Raw genomic sequence first — 22,020 nt, 5'->3', positions numbered from 1 at the left:
GTGACACACACCACCTCAAGAGGTGGGGGTAATCATCCGGCTAGTTACCCTTTTCAGGGTTTTTCGAGGCAGCTCTCTTTACGTTCGCATGGGATTAACGATCGATATCCGTAACGGGGAGCGCGTGGGCCCCGGGCGCGCGGGGGGCCGCGGAGCCCTGGGGGGCGCCGTGCCGCAGGAGCCAGCCCGTCGCCGCGGTCACCAGCAGCGCGAAGGACACGGCCAACGCCAGCCACAGCGGCCAGCGGTGGCCGCCCCCGGCGGCGGGCCCTGGCGGCGGCTCGGGCCGCGGCGCGGGCCGCGGCGCGGACAGCGGCACGATGAGCCGGTGGTAGGTGGGCTGTTGCGGCACCCTCATGGGCACGATCCTGGGGGCGCGGGGCGCGGGCGGCCACCGTCAGTCCGCGAAGTGGGTGACGCGCTCACTCTCCCGGCGCGCGGCGATGGCCTCGGGGGCGAGGCGTTCGGCGTTGCGGCAGAGCACCACGGAGGCGCCCGCGGCGAGCGGGGCCAGAAGACCGGTGGAGATCCCGGTCCAACCGCCATAGCCCGCCAGGGACATGACGCGTGAGCCCGCGGTCAGGCCCAGGGCCCCGGCGTCGGCGCGGGCCCGTTCGACGGCCTGGCCACCGGTGAGTTCGGCGCCTTCGACGACATAGGCGACATCGGATGGCCCCGCCGGGTCATAGGCGGCGAACGTGTCCGGCTGGGCGGGCACCGCCACCGCGTAGTCGGTGAATCCGACGGGCGGCTGGGGAAACCGCGCGCCCAGGGGGCGCAGGGCGAGGGCAACGCGCTCCCCCGGGCACGCGCGGGCGGCATCGAGCGCGTCGGGGCCGCTGACCACCAGGTCGGCGCCCGCGGGGTCACCCCCGATGTCGGCGACGACGCCCGTGGCGGAGCACGCGAGCAGCCAGACCGCGGTCTGCCAGTGGGCGGGGAGGAGGAGCGCGAGCCGGTCGCCGCGCTCCGCGCCCAGCTCGTCCTGGAGGAGATTGGCCGTCTTGGCCACCCAATTGGCGAGGGTGGCCACGGACAGCTCGACCCGTTCCCCGGTGGCGTCGTCGTAGTACGTCACCAGCGGCCGGGCGCCATCCGTGGCGAGCGCGGAACGCAGCAGGTCGACGGGGGTGCGGTCGTGAATGTTCATCGGCGCAAGGGTACGCGGGGGCGTCGCCCCCAGGGGTGGACGGGCGGGGCGGCCAGCCTCACCCTCGGTCATCGTTCGGTCACTCACCGATGGACAGCGGTTGGATTCTGTGCGGAAGATCCTGATATGCGCTCATTTCTGGTATCTCCTCTTGCTTCCGCGATCGGCGCCGCCTGCGCGGCCGCCGTCGCCCTTCCCCTGCTGCTGCCGGGCAGCGCGGTCGCGCGGCCCACGGAGGCGGGCGCGCGGGCCGGCGGCACGCAGTCGCTCGCGCTGCAACCCCTCGACTTCGAGACCCGCTCGGGCGGCGATCCGGGCGACGGGTCGCCCGAGCCCGTCGAGCCCCTGGGCACGCGCGGCCTGCCCGCCACGGACACCGACCCGTTCTCGCTGCTCGGCGTCGTGTGGGACGACCCGTCCGACGAGCTGAACGGCACGGTGCAGGTGCGGGCGAGGGACGCGGGGACCGGGGACTGGTCGGACTGGCTCGACCTGGAGCCGGGCGCCGACCACGCACCCGACCCCGGCACCGCCGAGGCGGGCGCCGACCGCGTGCGCGGCGGCACCGCGCCCCGCTGGGTCGGCGCGTCCGACGGGGTGCACGTCAGGGTCGAGCCGCGCGAGGACGCGCCGGACGCCGAGCTGCCCGAGGGGCTCTCGGTGGAGCTGATCGACCCCGGCGTGGGCGAGGCGGACGGGGAGCTCGCGGGCGAGGTCGCGCCCGGGGGCGGCGCCGCGGCGGGCGACCACGAGGGGCCGCGCCCGCCCATCGTCATCCGCTCCAAGTGGGGCGCGGACGAGAGCCTGCGGGAGAGCGGCTTCGTCTACACCGACTCGGTCAAGACGGCGTTTGTCCACCACACCGCGGGCGGCAACAACTACGCGTGCTCCGAGGCCCCTTCGCTGCTGCGCGGCATCTACCGCTACCACGTGGAGAGCCAGGGCTGGCGCGACGTGGGCTACAACTTCTTCGTCGACAAGTGCGGAACGATCTACGAGGGCCGCGCGGGCGGCGTCGCCCTGCCCGTGCAGGGCGCGCACACCTATGGCTTCAACCACAACAGCATGGGCGTGGCCGTCCTCGGCACCTACTCGAGCACCGACCCAGGGCGCGACGTGCGGGACGCGCTGTCGCTGCTGACCGCGTGGAAGCTCGGCCTGCACGACCGCGACCCCGCGGCCAGCGCCAACCGCACCTCTGGCGGCGGGAAGTACCCCGCGGGCACCACGGTCAAGCTCAACAACATCTCGGGCCACCGCGACGGTTACGCCACCGAGTGCCCCGGCGACGCGCTCTACGACGACCTGCCGGTCATCCGCGACACGGCCCACCGCCTCCAGGGCCGGTGACGGGGCGCGCGGCAGAACCGTTAGCCTGTTCGACCGTGCCGGACCGCAGCCTCACCCGTGCCTTTCGCCCCGCTGGCCCCTTCGACCTGCGCCGCAGCATCCTCGTGCTGCGGCGCGGCCCTTATGACCCGGCGTTCCGCGCGGGGCGCGACGGGGTGGTGTGGCGCGCGACGCGCACGCCGGCGGGTCCCGCGACCCTGCGGCTGGCCCAGGCGCGTGACGGCGCGGAGCCCCGGGTGACCGCGGACGCGTGGGGCCCGGGCGCCGCGTGGGCGCTCGAACGGCTGCCCGCGCTGCTCGGCGCCGAGGACGAGCCCGGGGCGTTCGTCCCCCACCACCCGCTGATCGCCGAGTCGCTGCGCCGCAACCCCGGGGTCAGGCTGATCCGCACGGGGCTCGTGATGGAGTCGCTGATCCCCTCGGTCCTCGAGCAGCGGGTCACCACCGAGGAGGCGTACCGGGCCTGGCGGCTGCTGCTGAGGTGGTACGGCGAGCCCGCGCCAGGGCCGGGGGCGGCGGCGGGGATGTATGTGATGCCCGAGCCCCGGACGTTCGCCCTCATCCCCTCGTGGGAGTGGCACCGCGCGGGCGTGGACCCCAAGCGCTCGGCCGCGGTGGTGCGCGCGGCGCGGGTCGCGCGGCGCATGGAGGAGGCGGCGGCGATGGCGCTGCCCGAGGCGATGGCGCGCCTGACGGCCGTGCCGGGCATCGGCCCGTGGACCGCGGCGGAGACGCTGCAACGCGCCAACGGCGACCCCGACGCCCTCACCGTCGGCGATCTGCACCTGCCCAGGACGGTCGGCTACGCGCTCGGCGGCGAGCGGGACGCGGACGACGACCGGATGCTTCAGCTGCTCGCGCCCTACGCGGGCCAGCGCCACAGGGCCGCGCGGCTCGTCCTGCTCACCGGGATCGCGCCGCCCCGCCGCGCGCCCCGCCAGCGCCACGCCAGGATCGCCCGCTTGTAGTCCTCCTTACCCCGGAATCCGCCTTGCCCCGGAATCCACCAGGGCCCGGAATCCACCAGGGCCCGGAATCCACCAGGGCCCAACTCCCGGGCTACAGCGGGCGCTTGCGCAGCTCCATGATCTCCCTGCGCCTGGCGAGCCGGTGGGTGCGGCGGATCTGTGCCTCCTGGAAGCGGCGGCGGTCGCGGTCGTTGTCGGGGACGACGGGCGGCACGGCGCGGGGCCTGCCGCTCTCGTCGACCGCCGCGAAGACCAGATAGGCGGTGCCGACGCGGGTCGCGGGCGTCGACTCGTTCCACCGCTCGGCCAGCACCTTGACGCCGATCTCCATGGAGGTCCTGCCCGTCCAGTTGACCTGGGCGTGGACATGCACGAGGTCGCCGACCTTGACCGGCTCGAGGAAGACCATCTCGTCCATCGAGGCCGTGACCGCGGGCCCGCCCGAGTGGCGGCCCGCGACCGCTCCGGCCGCGTCGTCGACCAGCTTCATGATCACGCCGCCGTGCACCGTGCCGAGGAGGTTCACATCGGCCTGCGTCATGATGTGCGACAGGGTGGTGCGGGACGCGGCGGTGGGTTTACCCGGAAGGTCGGCCATGGGCGTAAGCGTAAGCGGGGGTCGCACGCCCCGGCGGATTGCATCAGCTCTGCCACAGTGCGGACCCGGCCACCCGTTCGGCGGTCGGGGGCGGCACACTGGCATGTCATGAGCGACTGGCCCGACGGCTGGACCGACGACCACCAGGCCCACCCCCACCGTCCCCAGAGGGGCAGGGGTCAGGACCGTTACGGACAGGGCAGCGGCAACGCCCGTCCGGAGAGCGCCCGGGTCATGCCGCACGTCGGAAGACCGCCGCGCCAGCGGGCGCCCCAGCACGACGACGGGGCCGACCCCGGATTCGACTCCGGCTACAACGAGGGCCAGCTCTACCGCGGCAACGGCCAGGACCGCCGCTCCCCCGCGCCTCCTCCCCCGCCCCCGCCCGGTGGCCATGACCCCTATGACGACCGCGGCCCGGGGCCGCGCCGCCCGCGCGGCCCGGTCAACTGGCGCCGCCGCATCGGCTTCACCGCGCTCGCGCTGGTGCTGGTGCTGCTGGTGACGGGCGTGGGCATCTACTTCTGGGCGGACGGCAAGCTGCGCCGCGAGGTCGACCTGGCCTCCGTCGAGGACCGGCCGACGGGCGGCCGGGGCACCAACTTCCTGATCGTCGGCTCCGACAGCCGCGAGGGGCTGAGCGAGGAGGAGCAGCGGGAGCTGCACACCGGCTCGACCGACGGCCAGCGCACGGACACGATCATGATCCTGCACGTCGGCGACAACGGGAACACGATGGTCAGCCTGCCGCGTGACTCGTGGGTGACCATTCCCGAGTTCACCGGCTCGGTCTCGGGCAACCGGATACCCGCGCAGCAGCAGAAGCTCAACGCCGCCTATGCCATCGAGGGCCCCGAGCTGCTGGTCCGCACGATCGAGTACAACACCGGGCTGCGCATCGACCACTACGCCGAGATCGGCTTCGGCGGCTTCGCCAACGTGGTGGACGCCCTCGGCGGCGTCGAGATGTGCTTCGACGAGCCGATCCGGGACGAGAACTCGGGCGCCGACTTCGAGGCGGGCTGCCACCAGCTCGACGGCGCCGAGTCGCTGGCGTTCAACCGGCAGCGCTACCAGGAGGCCATGGGCGACCTGGGGCGCACCCAGAACCAGCAGGAGTTCCTCGGGACGCTCGCCGACCAGGCCGCGTCGCCCTCGACGCTGCTCAACCCGTTCACGCTCTTCCCCACCATGAACGCCGGGCTCGACGCGCTCATCGTGGACGAGGACATGAGCCTGTGGAACCTGCGCGAGATGTTCTGGGGGATGCGCGGCGCCGAGCGCATGAACATCCCGGTCGCCGACCCCGGCTACGCCACCGAGCAGGGCTCGGCCGTGCTGTGGGACATGGAGCTGACCGAGCAGCTGATCTCCCAGCTGGAGAACGACGAGAAGGTGACCGTCGGCACCGAGTGAGACGACCGCCGCCGGGCCCCCCGCGCCCGGCGGCGCGCCTCCCCCGCTGCCACCGCACGGTCACTGCGCGCAGAGGCAGAACGGGTGCCCCACCGGGTCCGCATAGACCCGCCAGTCGCGGCTGCCGCCGTGGTCGCCCTCGAGCAGCGTGGCCCCGAGCCTCAGCACCTCGGCCTCGGCCTCGTCGAGGCGCTGCCTCGGCACGTCCAGGTCCAGGTGGAACTGCTGGGGGTTCTCCGTGCTCGGCCAGCTCGGCGCCCGGTAGCCCTCGGACCGCTGGAACGCCAGCGTCCGCCCGTGCGGCCCTTCGAGCTCGACCCACTCGTCGTCGCTGCGGTCCTCGGCGACCCTCCAGTCGAGCACCGCGGCATAGAACGCCGCGAGCGCGCGCGGCTCGGGACAGTCGAGAACGGTGACCCCCAGCGTGGCGATGGCCATGGTGTCTCCCTTCGCGCCTCGTTACCTGTTGGGCGCATGTGATGGTAACGGTGACCGTGACCACATCATGGCGGCTCACCGGTAACGTGGCAAGCGTGGGAGAGAAGGAGACGCCCGGCGGTCTCGTTCTGATCGAGGAATTGATCAATACGGTCGATCTGGAGTCGGGAGAGGACCGCCTGGCCGGGGCCGTTGGCCTGGCCGCCCTCGCCGAGCGGGCCGGGGTCGCGCTGACGGCCGACGACCGCGCCGGGGTGGTGGCGCTGCGCGAGGGGCTGCGGGAGGCGTGTCGCGCGCACACGGGGCCCGCGATGCGCGAGGGCTCGGCCAAGGCGCTGACCGAGGCGTTCGCACGCGCGCCGCTCGCGCTGCGCGTGGACGGCGCGACGGGGGACACGGCGCTGGTCCCGGCGCCCGGGCTGCGCGGCGCGGCGGCGCTGGCCGCGCGGGTGGCCGCGCTGGTCGCGGTGGCCGAGGCGGAGGGGACCTGGCGGCGGCTCAAGGTGTGCGAGGCAGACACGTGCCGCTGGGCGTACTACGACCACAGCCCCGCGGGCCACCGCCGCTGGTGCTCGATGCGGATCTGCGGCTCGCGCGCCAAGATGCGCGCCTACCGGGAGCGGGCCAGGCGGCAGCCGGGGTGAGTCTCCGGGGTGAGAGGCCGGAGTGGCCGGGGGGAACGGGCGTTCGTACACTCGTCCCGATGCTGTCGCCCGCGGTGCTGCCGTCCCCGGTGGCCGAGCTGCCCGACCCAGGCCCGGTGCTGGCCTCGGCGGGCGTGGCGCTGCGGCTCAAGCGCGACGATCTCATCCATGCGACGGTCCCGGGCAACAAGTGGCGCAAGCTCACCCCCAATCTGCGCGCCGCGGCCGACCTCGGCCATACGCGGCTGCTGACGTTCGGCGGCGCGTGGTCCCACCACATCGCGGCGGTGGCCGCGGCGGCCGCGGCCACGGGGTTCGCCTGCACCGGCGTGATCAGGGGCGACGAGCTGGCGCGCGCCCCGCGCAACCCCGTGCTCGCGGCGGCGGAGGCGGCGGGCATGGAGCTGGTGTTCGCCGACCGCGCCACCTACCGCGCGACCCTGCGCGCCTTGGACAAGCCGGAGACCCGCGCCCGCCTGGAGGAGCGATTCGGCCGCTGCTATGTCCTGCCCGAGGGCGGCTCCAACGCCCTTGCCGCGCGTGGCGCGGCCGAGATACCTCGCGAGCTTCCCGGCCTGGGCCCGCGGGACGTCGTGTGCGTCCCGGTCGGCACAGGCGGCACGCTCGCCGGGATCGCCGCGGGCCTGCCCCCCGGCGCGACCGCCCTCGGCGTCGCGGTGCTGCGCGGCGGCGAGGGCTATCTGGAGGGCGAGGTGACCCGGCTGCAACGCGCCGCGTTCGGCCGGGCCTTCGCCAACTGGCGCGTCGCCCACACCCACCACGGCGGGGGCTATGGCCGGGTCCCTCCCGAACTGGCGGCGTTCACCGAGGAGTTCGAGCGACGCCACGACCTCCCGATCGAACGCCGCTATGTCGCGAAGGCGCTGCACTGCCTGAGCGACCTGGCCGCGGCGGGCGCGTTCCCCCGGGGCACCCGCCTGACGGCGGTGATCACGGGCCCGCCCGACGCGACCTGAACGGGAGCCGGTCGCACGAGGCCCGCAGGCAGCAGACGCCCGGCGGGGCGAGCGCCGCGTGACGCGCCCCCTCGCCATTCCCGGCGGCACCCTGGTGCTCGGCAGTCCTCGCCGAGACTGGGCTGCCCGGTCACCGGCAGCTGTATTGACCCGCGGGGTTGATGACGCGAGTCAACACAGCCAGGGCCGAACGCGACCGCTGGCCGCGAGGCGCCGCCTCAGCCCACGCCCTTCGCGCGCGCCGCCAGGAGCCGTGTGCAGCCCCACACGCACGCCCACAGCGCGATGCCGATCAGCATGAGCCAGCCCGCGATCTCGTAGTCATCGCCCGAGCGCTGCGAGAGCGGGCTTGCCAGGTAGACGCACAGGACCGCGCCGATGACGGGGAGCGCGGTGGGGGCGCGGAAGTGCCGGTGCGCGACCCGGTCGCGTCGCAGGACGAGCACCGCGACGTTGACGACCGCGAAGACGCACAGCAGGAGCAGCGACGTGGTGCCGCCGAGCGCGGTCAGGTCGGCGTAGCCGATGAGCAGGAACGCCAGCAGCGTCGTGAACGTGATCGCGACCCACGGGGTGCGGCGGCGGGGCAGCAGGCGGCACAGCGGGGCGGGCAGGGCGCGTTCGCGGGACATGCCGTAGAGCAGGCGGCTGGCCATGAGCATGTTGATCAGCGCGGAGTTGGAGACGGCGAACATCGTGATCCATGCGAACACGTCGATCGGGAAGCCGGGCGCGCCCGCCTGGACCACCTTGAGCAGCGGGGTGTCGCCCTCCCCCAGCTCGGCGGGGGCGACCAGGGTGACGCTCGCGACCGCGACCAGGATGTAGATGACGCCCGTGACCGTCAGGCCGATCAGCATGACGCGCGGAAAGATCCGCACGGGGTCCTTGGTCTCCTCGGCCATGTTCACCGAGTCCTCGAAGCCGACCATCGCGAAGAACGCGAGCGCCGTGGCCGCCGTGATCGCGCCGAAGGCCGTGTCGCCGCCCGGGGTCTCGAACTCGGTCACGCGCGAGAACTCGCCGTCGCCCTGGAGCAGCGCCCACGCGCCCACGCCGATGACGATCAGCAGGCCGGTCAGCTCGACGGCGGTGAGGGCGACGTTGGCCTTGACGCTCTCGCCGACGCCGCGCAGGTTGACGAGGCTGATCAACGCCATGAAGCCCAGCGCGATCGCCATGGCGACGCGCCCTTGGTCGCCGTCGACGTCGAGCGCGGACAGCAGGTTGGCGGCGAACGCCTTGGACGCGCTCGACGCGGAGGTCAGCCCCGAGCACATCACGGCGAACGTGACGAGGAAGGTCAGGAAGTGGATGCCGAACGCCCGGTGCGAGTACGCCGCCGCGCCACCGGCCCTCGGGTACTTGGTGACCAGCTCCAGATAGCTGGTGGCGGTCAGCATCGCCACCAGGAAGGCGCACAGGAACGGCACCCACACCGCGCCCCCGACCTCGGCGGCGACCTGGCCCGTCAGGGCGTAGACGCCCGTGCCGAGGATGTCGCCGACGATGAAGAGGAGCAGCAGCCCCGGGCCGATGACGCGCTTGAGCTCGCCGCCATCACCGGCGTTTCCCTCGCTCGCTCCAGGACCCGCACCGTGATCGGGGGGAAGGACGGCTTCCGCTCCCCCGTGGTCGCTTCTCGGCATGCGGAGTGCTTTGCCGAATGGTCAGGGGTCAAACCCGAACGCACTCGAACCGGGGGTGCCGATCACGCGGTCGGGCGGCCCAGGGCGCGATAGGTCCAGCCCGCCTTGCGCCACAGCGCGGGGTCCAGGGTGTTGCGCCCGTCGAGGAGGTGCCGCTCGCCGACGACCTCGCCGAGCGCGGCGGGGTCGAGCTCGCGGAACTCCCGCCACTCGGTCAGGTGCAGCACGGCGTGCGCGCCCTGGGCCGCCTCGGTCGGGGAGTCCGCGTAGCGCAGGGTGGGGAAGACGCGCCTGGCGTTGTCCATGGCCTTGGGGTCGTGCACGGTGACCTCGGCGCCCTGGAGGTGGAGCTGGCCCGCGATGTTGAGCGAGGGCGAGTCGCGGACGTCGTCGGAGTCGGGCTTGAACGCCGCGCCCAGGACGGCCACGCGCTTGCCGAGCAGCGAACCGCCGAGCGTCTCCCTGGTCAGCTCGACCATGGAGACGCGGCGGCGCATGTTGATCGAGTCGATCTCGCGCAGGAACGCCACGGCCTCGGGCGCGCCCAGCTCGCCCGCGCGGGCCATGAACGCGCGGATGTCCTTGGGCAGGCAGCCTCCGCCGAAGCCGATCCCGGCGCGCAGGAACTTCCTGCCGATGCGGTCGTCGTGCCCAAGGGCCTCGGCGAGCTTGACGACGTCGCCGCCCGCGGTCTCGCAGATCTCGGCCATGGCGTTGATGAAGGAGATCTTGGTGGAGAGGAACGCGTTGGCCGCCGTCTTGACCAGCTCCGCGGTCGGCAGGTCGGTGACGATAAACGGGGCGCCGTCGCCGATCGGCCCGGCGTAGACCTCGCGGAGGCGCGCCTCGGCGCGCTCGCCCGTGACACCGGCGACGATGCGGTCGGGGTGCAGGGTGTCCTGGACGGCGAAGCCCTCGCGCAGGAACTCGGGGTTCCACGCCAGCTCGGCGGCGTCGCCCACGGGCGCCAGCTCGGCGACCCTGCGGGCCAGCCTGGCGGCGCTGCCGACCGGGACGGTGGACTTGCCCACGACCAGGGCGGGCCGCGTGAGGTGCGGCGCGAGGGAGTCGACCGCGCTGTCCACATAGCTCATGTCGCAGGCGTACTCCCCGGGCTTCTGCGGGGTGTTGACGCAGATGAAGTGGACGTCGCCGAACTCCGCCACCGCCGCGTACGACGTGGTGAACGACAGGCGGCCCGTCGATCCCGGCAGCCCGGCGACGTGCCGCCGCAGCATGTCCCCGAGGCCCGGCTCGTAGATGGGGGTCTCGCCGCGCGTCAGCAGCTCGATCTTCTCCGGGACGATGTCGAGGCCGAGCACCTCGAATCCCAGCTCCGCCATGGCGGCGGCATGGGTGGCGCCGAGGTAGCCGAGGCCGATCACCGTGATCTTCGGGGACATGACTCCGAGCATAGACCCCGGCGTTGCCGGGCAGCCCACGTATCCATGGCCGCTCGTCCGGCCTAGGATGACAGCTGAGTTAACAGTCGTTATCGCGGCGGATCGTCAGGGAGTGAGAGACGTGGCAGGAGCACCGGAGTTCGACCTCTACCGCCCCGCCGAGGAGCACGATCTGCTCCGGGAGTCGGTGCGGGCGCTGGCGGAGGCGAAGATCGCGCCGTTCGCGGCCGACGTGGACGAGCAAGGCCGTTTCCCCCAGGAGGCGCTGGACGCGCTCGTCGCCAGCGACCTGCACGCCGTGCACGTGCCCGAGGAGTTCGGCGGGGCGGGCGCGGACGCGCTGGCGACGGTCGTCGTGATCGAGGAGGTCGCCCGCGTGTGCGCCTCGTCCTCGCTGATCCCCGCGGTGAACAAGCTGGGCTCGCTGCCGCTGGTGCTCTCGGGGTCGAAGGAGCTGAAGGAGCGCTACCTCACGCCGCTCGCCAGGGGCGAGGCGATGTTCTCGTACTGCCTCTCTGAGCCCGACGCGGGCTCGGACGCGGGCGGGATGCGCACGCGCGCGGTGCGGGAAGGCGACGCGTATGTGCTCAACGGCGTCAAGCGCTGGATCACCAACGCCGGGGTCAGCGACTTCTACACGGTGATGGCCGTCACCGACCCGGAGAAGCGGACGCGCGGCGGGATCTCGGCGTTCGTCGTCGAGAAGGGCGACGAGGGCGTGTCGTTCGGGGCGCCCGAGCGGAAGCTGGGCATCAAGGGGTCGCCGACGCGCGAGGTCTACCTGGACAACGTCAGGATCCCCGCGGCGCGCATGATCGGCGACGAGGGCACGGGCTTCGCCACCGCGATGCGCACCCTCGACCACACCAGGATCACGATCGCGGCGCAGGCGGTGGGGATCGCGCAGGGGGCGCTCGACTACGCGAAGGGGTATGTGCGGGAGCGCAAGCAGTTCGGCAAGCCCGTGGGGGACTTCCAGGGCGTGCAGTTCATGCTGGCCGACATGGCGATGAAGCTGGAGGCCGCGCGCCAGCTGACCTACGCGGCCGCCGCCAGGTCCGAACGGAACGACGCGGACCTGACGTTCTTCGGCGCGGCGGCCAAGTGCCTGGCGTCCGACGCGGCGATGGAGATCACGACGGACGCGGTGCAGCTCCTCGGCGGCTACGGCTACACGCGCGACTACCCGGTGGAGCGCATGATGCGCGACGCCAAGATCACGCAGATCTACGAGGGCACGAACCAGGTCCAGCGGATCGTGATGGCACGGAACCTCCCGTAGCCCCGTGAACGCCAACGCCAACGACAACGACAACGCCCCACGGGCCCGTTCCCGCCCGGTGCCCGTCCGGGGGGATCAGCGCTTCACGCCGCGCACGATCAACGTTCCGATGTGCCCCTCGGTCGGGGCGTCCAGGACGGCTGCTTCGATGTCCTGGAAGCCGCTCTTGGCGAGAAGTGCGGACCACGTGCGGGGCGTGTAGCTGTACCGGTAGGTGAACATGGCCTTGCCCGCGAAGCCGCCCTTGTACATGCCCTGGGGGCCGTAGGCCCCCGGGATCGCGGGGGGTTGGGAGAAGACCAGCGTGCCGTCGGGGTTGAGCCGCTTGGCGATCAGCGGAAGGAGTTTCGCCGGGTCGGTGAACCACACCGCTCCGAAGATCGAATAGATGGCGTCATACGTCTCGGTGCTCGCCGCCAGGTGCTCAAGCACTTCCGCGCAGATGAACTCCGCTCCCGTGGACCCCCAGCGTTCGATCAGGTGCTTGACGGCTACCGGAGACAGATCCAGGCCCGTGACCTTGACTCCCCGGTTCAGGAGAAACGCCAGGGCCCGCCCGGTGCCACAGCCGATCTCCAGCGCCGTTCTCGGTGCCCCCAGGAGTTCGGGACCTGGGCCATGCCCGGCGTACTGCGTCCAGCAGAACACCGGGTCAGCCTCCAGGGTCTTGTCCCTCGTGCTCTCGGCGAAGGCGTCCCAGAGTTCGCGTTCGGACTCGATGTTGTGCTGAGCGGGCAACTGTCGGCCTCGGTTCCACGGTTGGGTCGGTGCCCCCGCTCCGGTGGAGACGGGGGCACCCGGTACGGATGGTGTCAGTGGCTGTCAGGGACCTTGTTGTCGCACGGAGAGCACTCCGCCGCGTCCATGCCCCACAACTCGGCGTCCACGGCGAACCCGTTGTCCCTCAGGATGTCGGCCGTCCGCGTCACGGTGCCGTCGCGGCGCCGCTGGATCAGGGGCGCATGGTGCTTGTACTGACCGCTGTTGTACTCGTCGCACAGGGCGAAGTACAGCGGCGTGTCCAGGATCAGGGCATGCACGGCCACGTCCACCGTGTAGCCGACGCCCATGTCCACGCCCTTCCGCTCCATGGCGGTGATCGTGTACGCGATGGCCTGGCCCAGCAGCCGTTCGGCGGTGTCGCGGGTCATGACGCTGTTGTCGCGCAACAGGAGAGCGATTTCTCGGTCCCACAGCGTCGGCTCTGTCTCGGTGATCAGCTGGGGCACTCGGTGGGCCAGTGCGTTGAGGATGATCCGCGGGTCACGGGTGCGGGTCTGAACGGCTGTGCTCATCGTGCGTACCTCCGGGGAGAAGGGTTGCCTCCGGCTCTCAACTGGCTGTGCCGAGGAGGCTACGGAGACCGGGCGTCACGGATCCATGAGATTGCACGAGCTTGCACGCCGATTCGCTTGGCCCAGCGCGCGGTATTGACGCCTTCTCCCAGTTCAAAGATGCTGGTGCAAACCCGAGCAAGTGACTGGATCAGGGGGCCTGCCATGGCCGTGGAGTTCGTTGGGATCGACCCCGACCGGGACCACTGCCCGACGGTGTGGGTGGACACGGAAGTTCAGGGAATCTTGTTGCAGGGGTGGAAGCCGACCCCCGAGACTCAGGCGGACTGTGAGGTGAGCAGCCCCGCGAACGGTCCGGTGCCCGACAGTGAGGCCGTCGTCAGGATTCCGGCCCGGATGGTTCCGATGATCAGGGAGGCCTGTGATGCCGTCGAGCGTGCCCAGCTTCGCTGAGCTGCTCGGCCGGTGCGGGCGATCCGCCGTTCACCTGGAGTTGCGCGACTCCTACGCCGCCACCGACCGGTTCGAGGCGTGGAGGCGCGGGGAGCGGATCGACTGGGAGGACCGCGGATCGTGGTGGCACCCCTACGACCAGCTGATCGCCGACACCGTGGCCAGGGGCGTGGTGATCCGCAGGGCGCGGGTGGTCTCCGAGCCGGTGTCGGAGTACATCAGGTGGGAGCACTACGTCACCCGTGCCAACGTCACGGCGGGGGAGCAGGTCCGCTGGCTGCCCCGGCGGCAGGCCACGGCCATCGCCCTGCCGGGAAACGACTTCTGGCTGTTCGATGACTCGCTGCTCCGGGTGCACCACTTCTCGGGCGACGGCGTGGTGGTGGAGGACGAGATCACGGCGGACCCGGAAGCCGTGAAGCTGTGCTCCGCCGCGTTCGAGGCAGTCTGGGAGCGAGCGATCCCGCACCACGGGTACACGGTCTGACGCACGCCAGCTCCATGCCCCCACACCCCTCTTCACGCGTTCAGAAGGCCCGAGAGAAGCTGGCGGGCCGCCTTCGTGAGATCCGGAAGGACGCGGGGATCAACGGGCGGGAGCTGGCCATCAGGTGCGGTTGGTCGGAATCGAAGTCGTCCCGGATCGAGAACGCCAAGACGCCTCCCTCCGATGCCGACATCCGAGCCTGGTGCCGAGCCTGCGCCGCTGACGACCAGGCCCCCGACCTGATCGCGGCCAACAGGCAGTCCACCGAAGCGCATGTGGAGTGGAGACGGCTTCAGCGCACCGGCCTTCGGCGCCTGCAAGAGAGCACCGGCGACCTGTACCGACGGACCAAGACCTTCCGCGTCTACGTATCCGATGTGATCCCTGGTTTCGTCCAGACACCGGGGTACGCGTCCGCACTGCTGTCCTCCATCGCGGATTTCCGAGGGACACCGGACGACGTGAGCGAGGCAGTGGCGGCCCGGATACGGCGGAACGAGGTGCTGAGCGGGGGCGGGCGCCGGTTCTCCTTCGTGCTGGAAGAGTCGGTGTTGCGATACCGGTTGTGCAGCGCCGAGACCATGGCGGCGCAGCTCGGCCACCTGCTCGGAGTCATGGACGTGCAGAACGTCGCCGTGGGCATAGTCCCCTTCTCGGAACAACGGGTCGTGTGGCCCATGCCGACCTTCACGATCTTCGATGACCGAAGGGTGCACGCCGACACCCTGGATGCCGCGTCCACACTGATACAGCCCAGCCAGGTCGAGCTGTACGCTCGCGCATTCGAACGTCTCTCACAGCAGGCCGTACGAGGAGCGGCCGCCCGCGCTCTCATCGCGAACGCGGTGGCGTCCCTGGGCTGACCGCGGGGGCGGCGCGGGCCGTTCTCACTCCGCGCGCTTCGGCGCCTTCCCCCTGCGCTCGCGGATGAGGGCCTCGATCCCGTCCAGGATGAAGTCGAGGCCATACGCGAAGTCCTCCTCCGCGCCCACGGACTCGGGGCCGAAGACGCCCGCCTCCACCACCCGCGCCAGCGCCGGGTAGCGCCCGGATCCGACCACCCTGGCCAGCAACTCCCCGTAGATCTCGCCCCATTCCTCGTATGTCACGCCCGTGCGCGGCGCGGCGCGGCTCATCGTGATCTCCTGGCGGACCTCGCTCAGCACGTAGTTGGTGAGGAGCAACAGCACGCCGACCATGTCGTCCTGGCCGAGGCCGCTGCCGTCGAGCGACGCGAGCACGGCCTCCATCCACGCGAGGTTGTTGGGCCCCATGGGCGGGCTGCCGATCGGGACGTCGATCATCCAGGGGCGCTGGAGCAGCATCGTGCGGCACTCGCGCGCGTAGGCGGTCAGCCGCCCACGCCAGTCGTCGGGCCAGTCCGAGGTGTCGGGGTGCCCCGTGGCCATCTCGAACATCAGGTCGACCAGGTCGTCCTTGCCCGGGATGTACCGGTAGAGCGACATCGTCGTGACCCCGAGCCGTTCGGCGACCTTGCGCATCGAGACGCCCGCGAGGCCATCGGCGTCGGCGACGTCGATGGCGGTCTGGACGATCCGGTCCACGGTCAGGGTGCCGCGCGGGCCCCTTCTGCCGGGCCCCTTGGTGCGCCAGAGCAGGTCCACCGACGCCTGGAGGTCGCGACGCGCCTGGCGCTGGTCGGTCATCCTCGCCCCTCACTGAAGTGGTTGACGGCATCCTAAAACTGTGTATGGTGTATACCCAAGTCTACGACGTACACAGTTTTCGACGTAAAGCAGTTTCTCGGATATGGGGACGGGGTTGGGGAGATGACAGAGCACGCGATCGTGGCGGAGGGGCTGCGCAAGCGATATCGCGGCACCCACGCGCTCGACGGCGTTGACCTGGCCGTGCGGACCGGCACGGTGCACGGCCTTCTGGGGCCGAACGGCGCGGGCAAGACGACGACCGTGCGCGCGCTGGCCACGCTGCTGCGCTACGACGCGGGGCGCGCGGAGATCCGGGGGTTCGACGTGGCGCGGCAGCCGGGCGATGTGCGCGAGCGGATCGGGCTGACCGGGCAGTACGCGGCGGTCGACGAGCAGCTCAGCGGGCGGCAGAACCTCGTGATGTTCGGCAGGCTCCACAAGCTGGGCCGCGCGGCGGCCAGGCGGCGGGCCGACGAGCTGCTTGAGCGCTTCGAGCTGACCGACGCGGCGGGGAGGAACGCCGGGCAGTACTCCGGGGGGATGCGGCGGCGCCTCGACCTGGCGGCCAGCCTGGTGCGCTCGCCCGAGGTGCTGTTCCTCGACGAGCCGACCACGGGCCTCGACCCGCGCAGCCGCAACAGCGTGTGGGACGCGGTCCGTTCGCTGGTCGCGGGCGGCACCACGGTGCTGCTGACCACGCAGTACCTCGAGGAGGCCGACCAGCTGGCCGACCGGATCTCGGTGATCGACACCGGGCGCGTGGTCGCCGAGGGCACGGCCGACGAGCTGAAGGCGACGATCGGCGCCGACCGGGTCGAGGTCGTCGTGCGGGACGCCGCCGACCTGTTCGGGGTGGCCGCGCTCATCGCGCGCGTGTGCGGGGTCGAGCCCGACACCGATCAGGACACGCGCCGGGTGAGCGCGCTGGTGACCGACCGAGTCACCGCGTTGACCGAGGTGGTCAGGGCGCTGCACGCGGCGGGCATCGCGGTGGAGGACATCGGCACCAGGCGGCCCACGCTCGACGAGGCGTTCCTGAGGCTCACCGGGCGGCGGGCTGACCGGAAGCACACGAGCGCGGCGGGGGTGGCCCGATGAGGCGCGTGCGCTACGCGATGGCCGACGGCCTGACGATGACCCGGCGGAACATGGCGCACCTCGTGCGGACGCCCGAGGAGGTGGTGCTCTACTTCATGCTGCCGATCATGTTCGTGCTGGTCTTCGGCTATGTCTTCGGCAGCGGCATGGTGCTGCCCGACGGCGGCGACTACCGGGAGTTCCTGCTCCCCGGGGTCTTCGCGATGACGATGCTCTACGGCCTCGGCGCGACCGGCTCGGCGGTCGCGGTGGACGCGGGGCGCGGCGTGATCGACCGCTTCCGCTCGATGCCGGTGGCCCGCTCGGCGCTGCTGACCGGGCGGAGCGCGGCCGACCTGCTGCGGGCGCTGCTGGAGATGTCGGTGCTGCTCGTGTGCGGGCTGCTGGTCGGCTGGGAGTGGCACAGGGGCGTCGGCAGAGCGCTGGTCGCGGTGGCGCTCGTGCTGGCGCTGCGGGTGGCGATCACCTGGATCGGGATCTATCTGGGCCTGGTCGTGCGCAACCCCGACACGGTGGGGATGATCGTCTTCCCGCTGGTATTCCCGCTGACCGCGGTGTCCAACGTCTTCACCGCGCCCGAGCTGATGCCGGACTGGCTGGGCACGGTCGCCGAGTGGAACCCCCTGTCCGCCACGGTGACCGCGATCCGCGAGCTGTTCGGCAACCCAGGTCTTGGCGGCGGGGGTTGGGCGAGCGAGAACGCCCTGCTGCTGGCCATCGGGTGGCCGGTGCTCCTGACTGCGGTCTTCGCGCCGCTCTCGGTGCGGACCTACCAGAAGCAGGGCGGCTGAGCGCCACCCCACGACGCGACGGCAGGCCCCGCGGGGTGGGCGGGGCCTGCCGTCGTCACGCCGTCGCCCGCCGTGGCACGGCGGATGCTCCTACGGATGTCAGAGAACGACGCCCTTGCCCGCGAGATAGGCCAGCGGGTCCACGTCGGAGCCGTAGTCGGGGCCGGTGCGGACCTCGAAGTGGAGGTGCGGGCCCGTGCTGTTGCCCGTCGAGCCGGAGAGCCCGATCTGATCACCGGCGTTCACCGTCTGACCGGCGCTGACCGATATGGACGACAGATGGGCGTACTGGCTGTAGTGCCCGTCGTCGTGGCGGATGACGACCTCGTTGCCGTAGGCGCCACCGCTGCCCGCGGTCACGACCTCGCCCGCGCCGATCGCGGACACGGGGGTACCGGTGCCGACGGGGAAGTCCACGCCGGTGTGGTAGCCGGAGGACCAGGAGGACCCCGCGACGCGGTAGCCGGTGGTCACCGAGGCGTCGACCGGGGCGACAAAGCCGCTGGCGGCCTCGTCGGCGGGCTCGGGCGCGGGCGCGGGCTCTGGCTCGGGAGCCGGGGCGGGCTCCTCGGCGGCGGGCGCGGGCTCGGCGGGCACCGGCTCGGCGGCGGCCTCGACGGGATCGCCGATGACCAGCTTCTGACCGGGACGGATCAGATTCGGGTCCTCGCCGACCACGCCGCGGTTGCCGTCGTAGAGCTCTTCCCAGCCGGGAAGGCCCTGGGCGCGGGCGATCTTGGACAGCGAGTCGCCGCTGACCACGGTGTAGGTGTCATCGGCGGAGGCGGCGCTGGCCGCTCCCGCGGCGACGAACGGCAGCGCCACACCGGCGCCACCGGCCATCAGGAACAGGGAGATACGGGAGATGCGCCGTGCGCGTGGGCGACGGTGACGTCCGCGTGCGGACATAGGTGTGCTCCTCTCGAACGCCTGCGAGGTGAGCTGTCGGGTTCGGGCCGGAGTCGCCCGGCCCCGGGGACCGCTGGGGTCCCGAGGGCTTCACCCCGAGCCGGTGCGTCGGGCAACGCCCCGGCGAATGGTGGGTCCCCCGCTCCTGTCAGACGGAAGTGCTGCGTTCCCGCTACCGGTGACAGGATTCGGCGTCCGGAGCGGTCGGCCGCGGGGGTGCGGCGCTGGAGCACGTTAAACCGATGAATTCGGACGAGACAACTAAGAGCGGATGATCACACCATGATCGGCGATACCGGCATGGACCGTTCCGCGACCGCACGTGAACGTTAAGCAACCTAACGTGATCGACCGTTGGCGCCTCCCGCGCCCCAACCCGGAGCGGAAAGCGCACACTTGGCGAGAAGACGACCGGGGTGCCGCCGCACGGGGCGAGCGGGCGGCCGCGGCCCCGAGTGAGGTCGGTCACCACCCCGCGCCACCCCGGCGCTATCCACCCCTATGGGAAGATCGCCCGAATTACCCGCCCCTGCTCCCCCGAAGGCCCGTCAGGCCGCGTCAAGCTCCTCGATCGTCGCGAGCGAAGGGCCGCGCCGCGCGGACAGGTCGCGGGACACCGCCTCCGCGTCGCGCAGCACGCGCACGGCGTTCCCCCAGGTCAGCTTGGACAGGTCGGCGGGCGACCAGCCCCGGTCGAGCAGCTCGGCGATCAGCCGCGGATAGCCGGACACGTCCTCGAGCCCGTCGGGCAGGAACGCCGTGCCGTCGTAGTCGCCGCCCAGGCCGATGTGGTCGACGCCCGCGACCTCGCGCATGTGGTCCAGGTGGTCGGCCACGGTGGACACCGTGGCGCGTGGGCGCGGGTGCTCGGCCTCGAACTCCGCGAGCAGCCGCATCGCGGGCTCGGTGTGGTCGAGCGCGTGGAAGCCATGCGCCTCCAGGTGGGCCGCCGCGCGCTTGGACCACACCGCCGCCTCGGGCAGCACAAAGGTGGGCACGAACGTGGCCATCGCCACCCCGCCGTTGCCCGGCAGCAGCGCGAGCACGTCGTCGGGGATGTTGCGCGGGTGGTCGCACACGGCGCGCGCGGAGGAGTGCGAAAAGATCAGGGGCGCCTCGGTCACCGCGAGCGCCCCGCGCATGGTCGAGGGCGCCACATGGGAGAGGTCCACGAGCATCCCGACGCGGTTCATCTCGCGGACCACCTCCTCACCGAACGCGGAAAGCCCGTCGTGGCGCGGCTCGTCGGTCGCGGAGTCGGCCCAGTCGATCGTGTCGTTGTGCGTCAGCGTCATGTAGCGGACGCCGAGCAGGTGGAACGCGCGCAGCGTGCCGAGTGAGTTGGCGATGGAGTGCCCGCCCTCGGCGCCCATGAGCGACGCGATGCGGCCATCGGCGCGCGCCGCCTCCATGTCGTCGGCGGTCAGCGCGGGCCGCAGCTCGGACGGGTAGCGCTCGGCGAGCCTGCGCGCCACGTCGATCTGCTCGAGGCACGCGCTCACCGCGGCCTCCCCCGCAAGGTCGGCGCGCACATAGACCGACCAGAACTGCGCCCCCACCCCGCCCGCGCGCAGCCGCGGCAGGTCGGTGTGCAGATGCGCGCTCTGGTCGGTGGCGATGTCGCGCCGGTCGAGGTCGTAGCGCACCTGCTGGCGCAGCGCCCACGGCAGGTCGTTGTGCCCGTCGACGACGGGGTGCTCGGCGAGGAGCGCACGGGCGCGGGCGAGGGAGCCGGTCATGCCCTGGCCTCCTCGCGCTGCGTCAGGGTGGCGCGCAGCCTGCGGCCCTTCTCGACGGCCTGCTCCTTGAGCCGGTCCTGGAACGCGGTCATCGCCTCGCGCAGCGCCGCGTCGTGCACGGCCAGGGTGCGGACGGCGAGCAGCCCGGCGTTCCGCGCGCCGCCGACCGAGACGGTCGCGACGGGCACGCCCGCGGGCATCTGCACGATGGAGAGCAGCGAGTCCATGCCGTCCAGGTGCGCCAGCGGCACCGGCACGCCGATGACGGGCAGCGGCGTCAACGACGCGATCATGCCGGGGAGATGGGCCGCTCCCCCGGCGCCCGCGATGATCACCTTGAGCCCGCGCCCCGCGGCCTCCTCGGCATAGCCGACCATCTCGTGCGGCATGCGGTGCGCGGAGACCACGTCGGCCTCGAACGGGACGGCGAACTCCTCCAGGGCCTCGGCGGCGCCGCGCATCACGGGCCAGTCGGAGTCGGAGCCCATGACGATGCCGACCAGAGGCGGCGCGGGGCTGTTCATTCGTCGATCGTCCCTCGGAGGTAGTCGGCGGCGTGCCGGGCCCGCTCGATGACATCGGGCAGGTCGTCGCCGTACGTGGTGACATGGCCGACCTTGCGGCCGGGCTTCACGTCCTTGCCATACATGTGGATCTTGAGCCCCGGATCGCGGGCCATGCAGTGCAGATACGCGGGGTACATGTCGGGGAAGTCGCCGCCCAGGACGTTGGCCATCACGGTCCAGGGGGCGCGCGGGCGCGGGTCGCCGAGCGGCAGGTCGAGCACGGCCCTCAGGTGGTTGGCGAACTGCGAGGTGACGGCGCCGTCCTGGGTCCAGTGCCCGGAGTTGTGCGGGCGCATGGCCAGCTCGTTGACCAGGATCCGGCCGTCGGCCGCCTCGAACAGCTCCACCGCGAGATGGCCCACGACGCCCAGCTCGCCCGCGACGCGCAGCGCCAGCTCCTGGGCGTGCGTGGCGCGCGCCTCCGGCAGGCCGGGCGCGGGGGCGATCACGGTGTCGCACACGCCGTCCACCTGGCGGGACTCCACGACGGGGTAGGCGACGGCCTGGCCGTGCGGGGAGCGGACGACGTTGGCGGCCAGCTCGCGGACGAAGTCCACCTTCTCCTCGGCGAGCACGGGCACCCCGGCGAGGAACGGCGCGGTGGCGTCGGCGGCCTCGGCGGCGGACCGCACGATCCACACGCCCTTGCCGTCGTAGCCGCCGCGCGTCGTCTTGAGCACCACGGGGAAGCCGCCCACCTCGGCGGCGAACCGCGCCACGTCGGCCGGGTCGCGCACGAGCCGGTGGCGCGGGCACGGGATGCCGAGCGCGCCGAGCCTGGCGCGCATCACTCCCTTGTCCTGGGCGTGCACCAGGGCGTCGGGGCCGGGGCGCACGGGGATGCCCTCGGCCTCAAGCGCCCGCAGATGCTCCGTCGGCACGTGTTCGTGATCGAACGTGATCACATCGCAGCCTCGGGCGAACGCGCGCAGGGTCGCGAGATCGCGATGGTCGCCGACGACCACGTCGCCCGCCACGAGTGCCGCCGAATCCTGGGGGGTGTCGCTGAGCAGCCGAAACCTGATGCCGAGCGGGATGCCCGCCTCGTGCGTCATCCGGGCGAGCTGACCGCCTCCGACCATGCCGACCACGGGAAATGTCACACAGCCAGCGTATCGGGCGCGTTCGGACACCGGC

Annotated in this window: 24 protein-coding genes and 1 riboswitch; of the genes, 11 read left to right on the top strand and 13 right to left on the bottom strand. The window is 72.1% G+C overall.

Annotated elements, in window-relative coordinates; translation table 11 throughout:
* Positions 1-94: 94 nt before the first annotated feature.
* On the bottom strand, positions 95-358 hold the full coding sequence (locus tag DEH69_RS23490) for a hypothetical protein (protein ID WP_113688987.1): 264 nt from the start codon (positions 356-358) through the stop codon (positions 95-97).
* 39 nt (positions 359-397) lie between these two features.
* Complete coding sequence (locus tag DEH69_RS23485; protein ID WP_113688986.1) at positions 398-1,150, bottom strand: TIGR03089 family protein; 753 nt, start codon at positions 1,148-1,150, stop codon at positions 398-400.
* Positions 1,151-1,276: 126 nt separating this feature from the next.
* Here DEH69_RS23485 and DEH69_RS23480 point away from each other — a divergent pair, with 126 nt between their 5' ends.
* Together DEH69_RS23480 and DEH69_RS23475 are read left to right on the top strand one after the other, a co-directional pair.
* Positions 1,277-2,500: an N-acetylmuramoyl-L-alanine amidase gene (locus DEH69_RS23480; RefSeq protein ID WP_113688985.1), complete on the top strand. Its 1,224-nt coding sequence runs from the start codon at positions 1,277-1,279 to the stop codon at positions 2,498-2,500.
* 35 nt (positions 2,501-2,535) lie between these two features.
* Positions 2,536-3,468, top strand: a complete 933-nt coding sequence (locus DEH69_RS23475; RefSeq protein WP_113688984.1) for a DNA-3-methyladenine glycosylase — start codon at positions 2,536-2,538, stop codon at positions 3,466-3,468.
* Positions 3,469-3,559: 91 nt separating this feature from the next.
* On the opposite strand, the gene DEH69_RS23470 is transcribed toward DEH69_RS23475, so the two are convergent.
* Entirely contained in the window at positions 3,560-4,066 is a 507-nt protein-coding gene (locus DEH69_RS23470) for an acyl-CoA thioesterase (RefSeq protein WP_113688983.1), read from the bottom strand.
* Between the two features lie 108 nt (positions 4,067-4,174).
* Between DEH69_RS23470 and DEH69_RS23465 the strand changes: the two genes are divergently transcribed.
* Complete coding sequence (locus tag DEH69_RS23465) at positions 4,175-5,482, top strand: LCP family protein (protein ID WP_113688982.1); 1,308 nt, start codon at positions 4,175-4,177, stop codon at positions 5,480-5,482.
* A 60-nt stretch (positions 5,483-5,542) separates the two neighbouring features.
* On the opposite strand, the gene DEH69_RS23460 is transcribed toward DEH69_RS23465, so the two are convergent.
* Positions 5,543-5,920 carry a VOC family protein gene (locus DEH69_RS23460; RefSeq protein WP_113688981.1) on the bottom strand — a complete coding sequence of 126 codons (378 nt, stop codon included), beginning with the start codon at positions 5,918-5,920 and terminating at the stop codon, positions 5,543-5,545.
* Between the two features lie 95 nt (positions 5,921-6,015).
* On the opposite strand from DEH69_RS23460, the gene DEH69_RS23455 reads away from it, so the two are divergent.
* Together DEH69_RS23455 and DEH69_RS23450 are read left to right on the top strand one after the other, a co-directional pair.
* A complete protein-coding gene (locus tag DEH69_RS23455) occupies positions 6,016-6,564 on the top strand; it encodes a CGNR zinc finger domain-containing protein (RefSeq protein WP_258534900.1) in 549 nt (182 codons plus the stop codon).
* Positions 6,565-6,623: 59 nt separating this feature from the next.
* On the top strand, positions 6,624-7,541 hold the full coding sequence (locus tag DEH69_RS23450; protein WP_113688979.1) for a 1-aminocyclopropane-1-carboxylate deaminase/D-cysteine desulfhydrase: 918 nt from the start codon (positions 6,624-6,626) through the stop codon (positions 7,539-7,541).
* 218 nt (positions 7,542-7,759) lie between these two features.
* Here DEH69_RS23450 and DEH69_RS23445 read toward each other — a convergent pair whose 3' ends face one another.
* The gene (locus tag DEH69_RS23445; protein ID WP_113688978.1) at positions 7,760-9,190 is read right to left on the bottom strand and encodes an APC family permease; all 1,431 of its coding nucleotides are present in this window, start codon (positions 9,188-9,190) and stop codon (positions 7,760-7,762) included.
* A 62-nt stretch (positions 9,191-9,252) separates the two neighbouring features.
* Positions 9,253-10,593, bottom strand: coding sequence for a UDP-glucose/GDP-mannose dehydrogenase family protein (locus DEH69_RS23440; protein WP_113689009.1), 1,341 nt, complete (start codon positions 10,591-10,593; stop codon positions 9,253-9,255).
* 121 nt (positions 10,594-10,714) lie between these two features.
* Between DEH69_RS23440 and DEH69_RS23435 the strand changes: the two genes are divergently transcribed.
* Positions 10,715-11,875, top strand: a complete 1,161-nt coding sequence (locus DEH69_RS23435; RefSeq protein WP_113688977.1) for an acyl-CoA dehydrogenase family protein — start codon at positions 10,715-10,717, stop codon at positions 11,873-11,875.
* A gap of 75 nt (positions 11,876-11,950) precedes the next feature.
* Here the strand turns inward: DEH69_RS23435 and DEH69_RS23430 are convergent, their stop codons facing one another.
* Together DEH69_RS23430 and DEH69_RS23425 are read right to left on the bottom strand one after the other, a co-directional pair.
* Positions 11,951-12,613, bottom strand: a complete 663-nt coding sequence (locus tag DEH69_RS23430) for a bifunctional 2-polyprenyl-6-hydroxyphenol methylase/3-demethylubiquinol 3-O-methyltransferase UbiG (protein ID WP_113688976.1) — start codon at positions 12,611-12,613, stop codon at positions 11,951-11,953.
* Between the two features lie 74 nt (positions 12,614-12,687).
* Entirely contained in the window at positions 12,688-13,170 is a 483-nt protein-coding gene (locus tag DEH69_RS23425; RefSeq protein WP_113688975.1) for a hypothetical protein, read from the bottom strand.
* Positions 13,171-13,374: 204 nt separating this feature from the next.
* Here DEH69_RS23425 and DEH69_RS23420 point away from each other — a divergent pair, with 204 nt between their 5' ends.
* From DEH69_RS23420 to DEH69_RS23410, 3 genes are read left to right on the top strand one after another with little or no spacing between them, the layout of a single operon-like run.
* Positions 13,375-13,623: a hypothetical protein gene (locus DEH69_RS23420; protein WP_113688974.1), complete on the top strand. Its 249-nt coding sequence runs from the start codon at positions 13,375-13,377 to the stop codon at positions 13,621-13,623.
* Entirely contained in the window at positions 13,595-14,110 is a 516-nt protein-coding gene (locus DEH69_RS23415; RefSeq protein ID WP_113688973.1) for a DUF6879 family protein, read from the top strand. Before DEH69_RS23420 ends, DEH69_RS23415 begins: the two co-directional genes overlap by 29 nt.
* Positions 14,111-14,124: 14 nt before the next feature.
* Positions 14,125-14,973 (top strand): helix-turn-helix transcriptional regulator, encoded by an 849-nt coding sequence (locus DEH69_RS23410; protein ID WP_113688972.1) that lies wholly within the window; start codon positions 14,125-14,127, stop codon positions 14,971-14,973.
* A gap of 24 nt (positions 14,974-14,997) precedes the next feature.
* Here DEH69_RS23410 and DEH69_RS23405 read toward each other — a convergent pair whose 3' ends face one another.
* Positions 14,998-15,777 carry a TetR/AcrR family transcriptional regulator gene (locus DEH69_RS23405; RefSeq protein ID WP_113688971.1) on the bottom strand — a complete coding sequence of 260 codons (780 nt, stop codon included), beginning with the start codon at positions 15,775-15,777 and terminating at the stop codon, positions 14,998-15,000.
* A 123-nt stretch (positions 15,778-15,900) separates the two neighbouring features.
* Here DEH69_RS23405 and DEH69_RS23400 point away from each other — a divergent pair, with 123 nt between their 5' ends.
* Positions 15,901-16,878, top strand: a complete 978-nt coding sequence (locus DEH69_RS23400) for an ATP-binding cassette domain-containing protein (protein WP_113688970.1) — start codon at positions 15,901-15,903, stop codon at positions 16,876-16,878.
* Positions 16,875-17,669 carry an ABC transporter permease gene (locus DEH69_RS23395; protein WP_113688969.1) on the top strand — a complete coding sequence of 265 codons (795 nt, stop codon included), beginning with the start codon at positions 16,875-16,877 and terminating at the stop codon, positions 17,667-17,669. Before DEH69_RS23400 ends, DEH69_RS23395 begins: the two co-directional genes overlap by 4 nt.
* Before the next feature lie 99 nt (positions 17,670-17,768).
* Here the strand turns inward: DEH69_RS23395 and DEH69_RS23390 are convergent, their stop codons facing one another.
* From DEH69_RS23390 to DEH69_RS23375, 4 genes are all read right to left on the bottom strand, one after another.
* Positions 17,769-18,578 (bottom strand): LysM peptidoglycan-binding domain-containing M23 family metallopeptidase, encoded by an 810-nt coding sequence (locus DEH69_RS23390; RefSeq protein WP_113688968.1) that lies wholly within the window; start codon positions 18,576-18,578, stop codon positions 17,769-17,771.
* A gap of 3 nt (positions 18,579-18,581) precedes the next feature.
* Positions 18,582-18,782, bottom strand: a riboswitch (cyclic di-AMP (ydaO/yuaA leader).
* A 344-nt stretch (positions 18,783-19,126) separates the two neighbouring features.
* Positions 19,127-20,317 carry a dipeptidase gene (locus DEH69_RS23385; RefSeq protein WP_113688967.1) on the bottom strand — a complete coding sequence of 397 codons (1,191 nt, stop codon included), beginning with the start codon at positions 20,315-20,317 and terminating at the stop codon, positions 19,127-19,129.
* Complete coding sequence (gene purE / locus DEH69_RS23380; protein ID WP_113688966.1) at positions 20,314-20,841, bottom strand: 5-(carboxyamino)imidazole ribonucleotide mutase; 528 nt, start codon at positions 20,839-20,841, stop codon at positions 20,314-20,316. Before purE ends, DEH69_RS23385 begins: the two co-directional genes overlap by 4 nt.
* Positions 20,838-21,986 (bottom strand): 5-(carboxyamino)imidazole ribonucleotide synthase, encoded by a 1,149-nt coding sequence (locus DEH69_RS23375; RefSeq protein ID WP_181727571.1) that lies wholly within the window; start codon positions 21,984-21,986, stop codon positions 20,838-20,840. The genes purE and DEH69_RS23375 overlap by 4 nt, the downstream gene beginning before the upstream one ends.
* Positions 21,987-22,020: the final 34 nt, after the last annotated feature.

It is taken from the genome of Streptomyces sp. PT12 (assembly GCF_003311645.1).
Classification (GTDB): domain Bacteria; phylum Actinomycetota; class Actinomycetes; order Streptomycetales; family Streptomycetaceae; genus Streptomyces.
The sequence above is the reverse complement of the archived record's forward strand: the minus strand, read 5'-3'. Positions and strand labels throughout refer to the sequence as shown.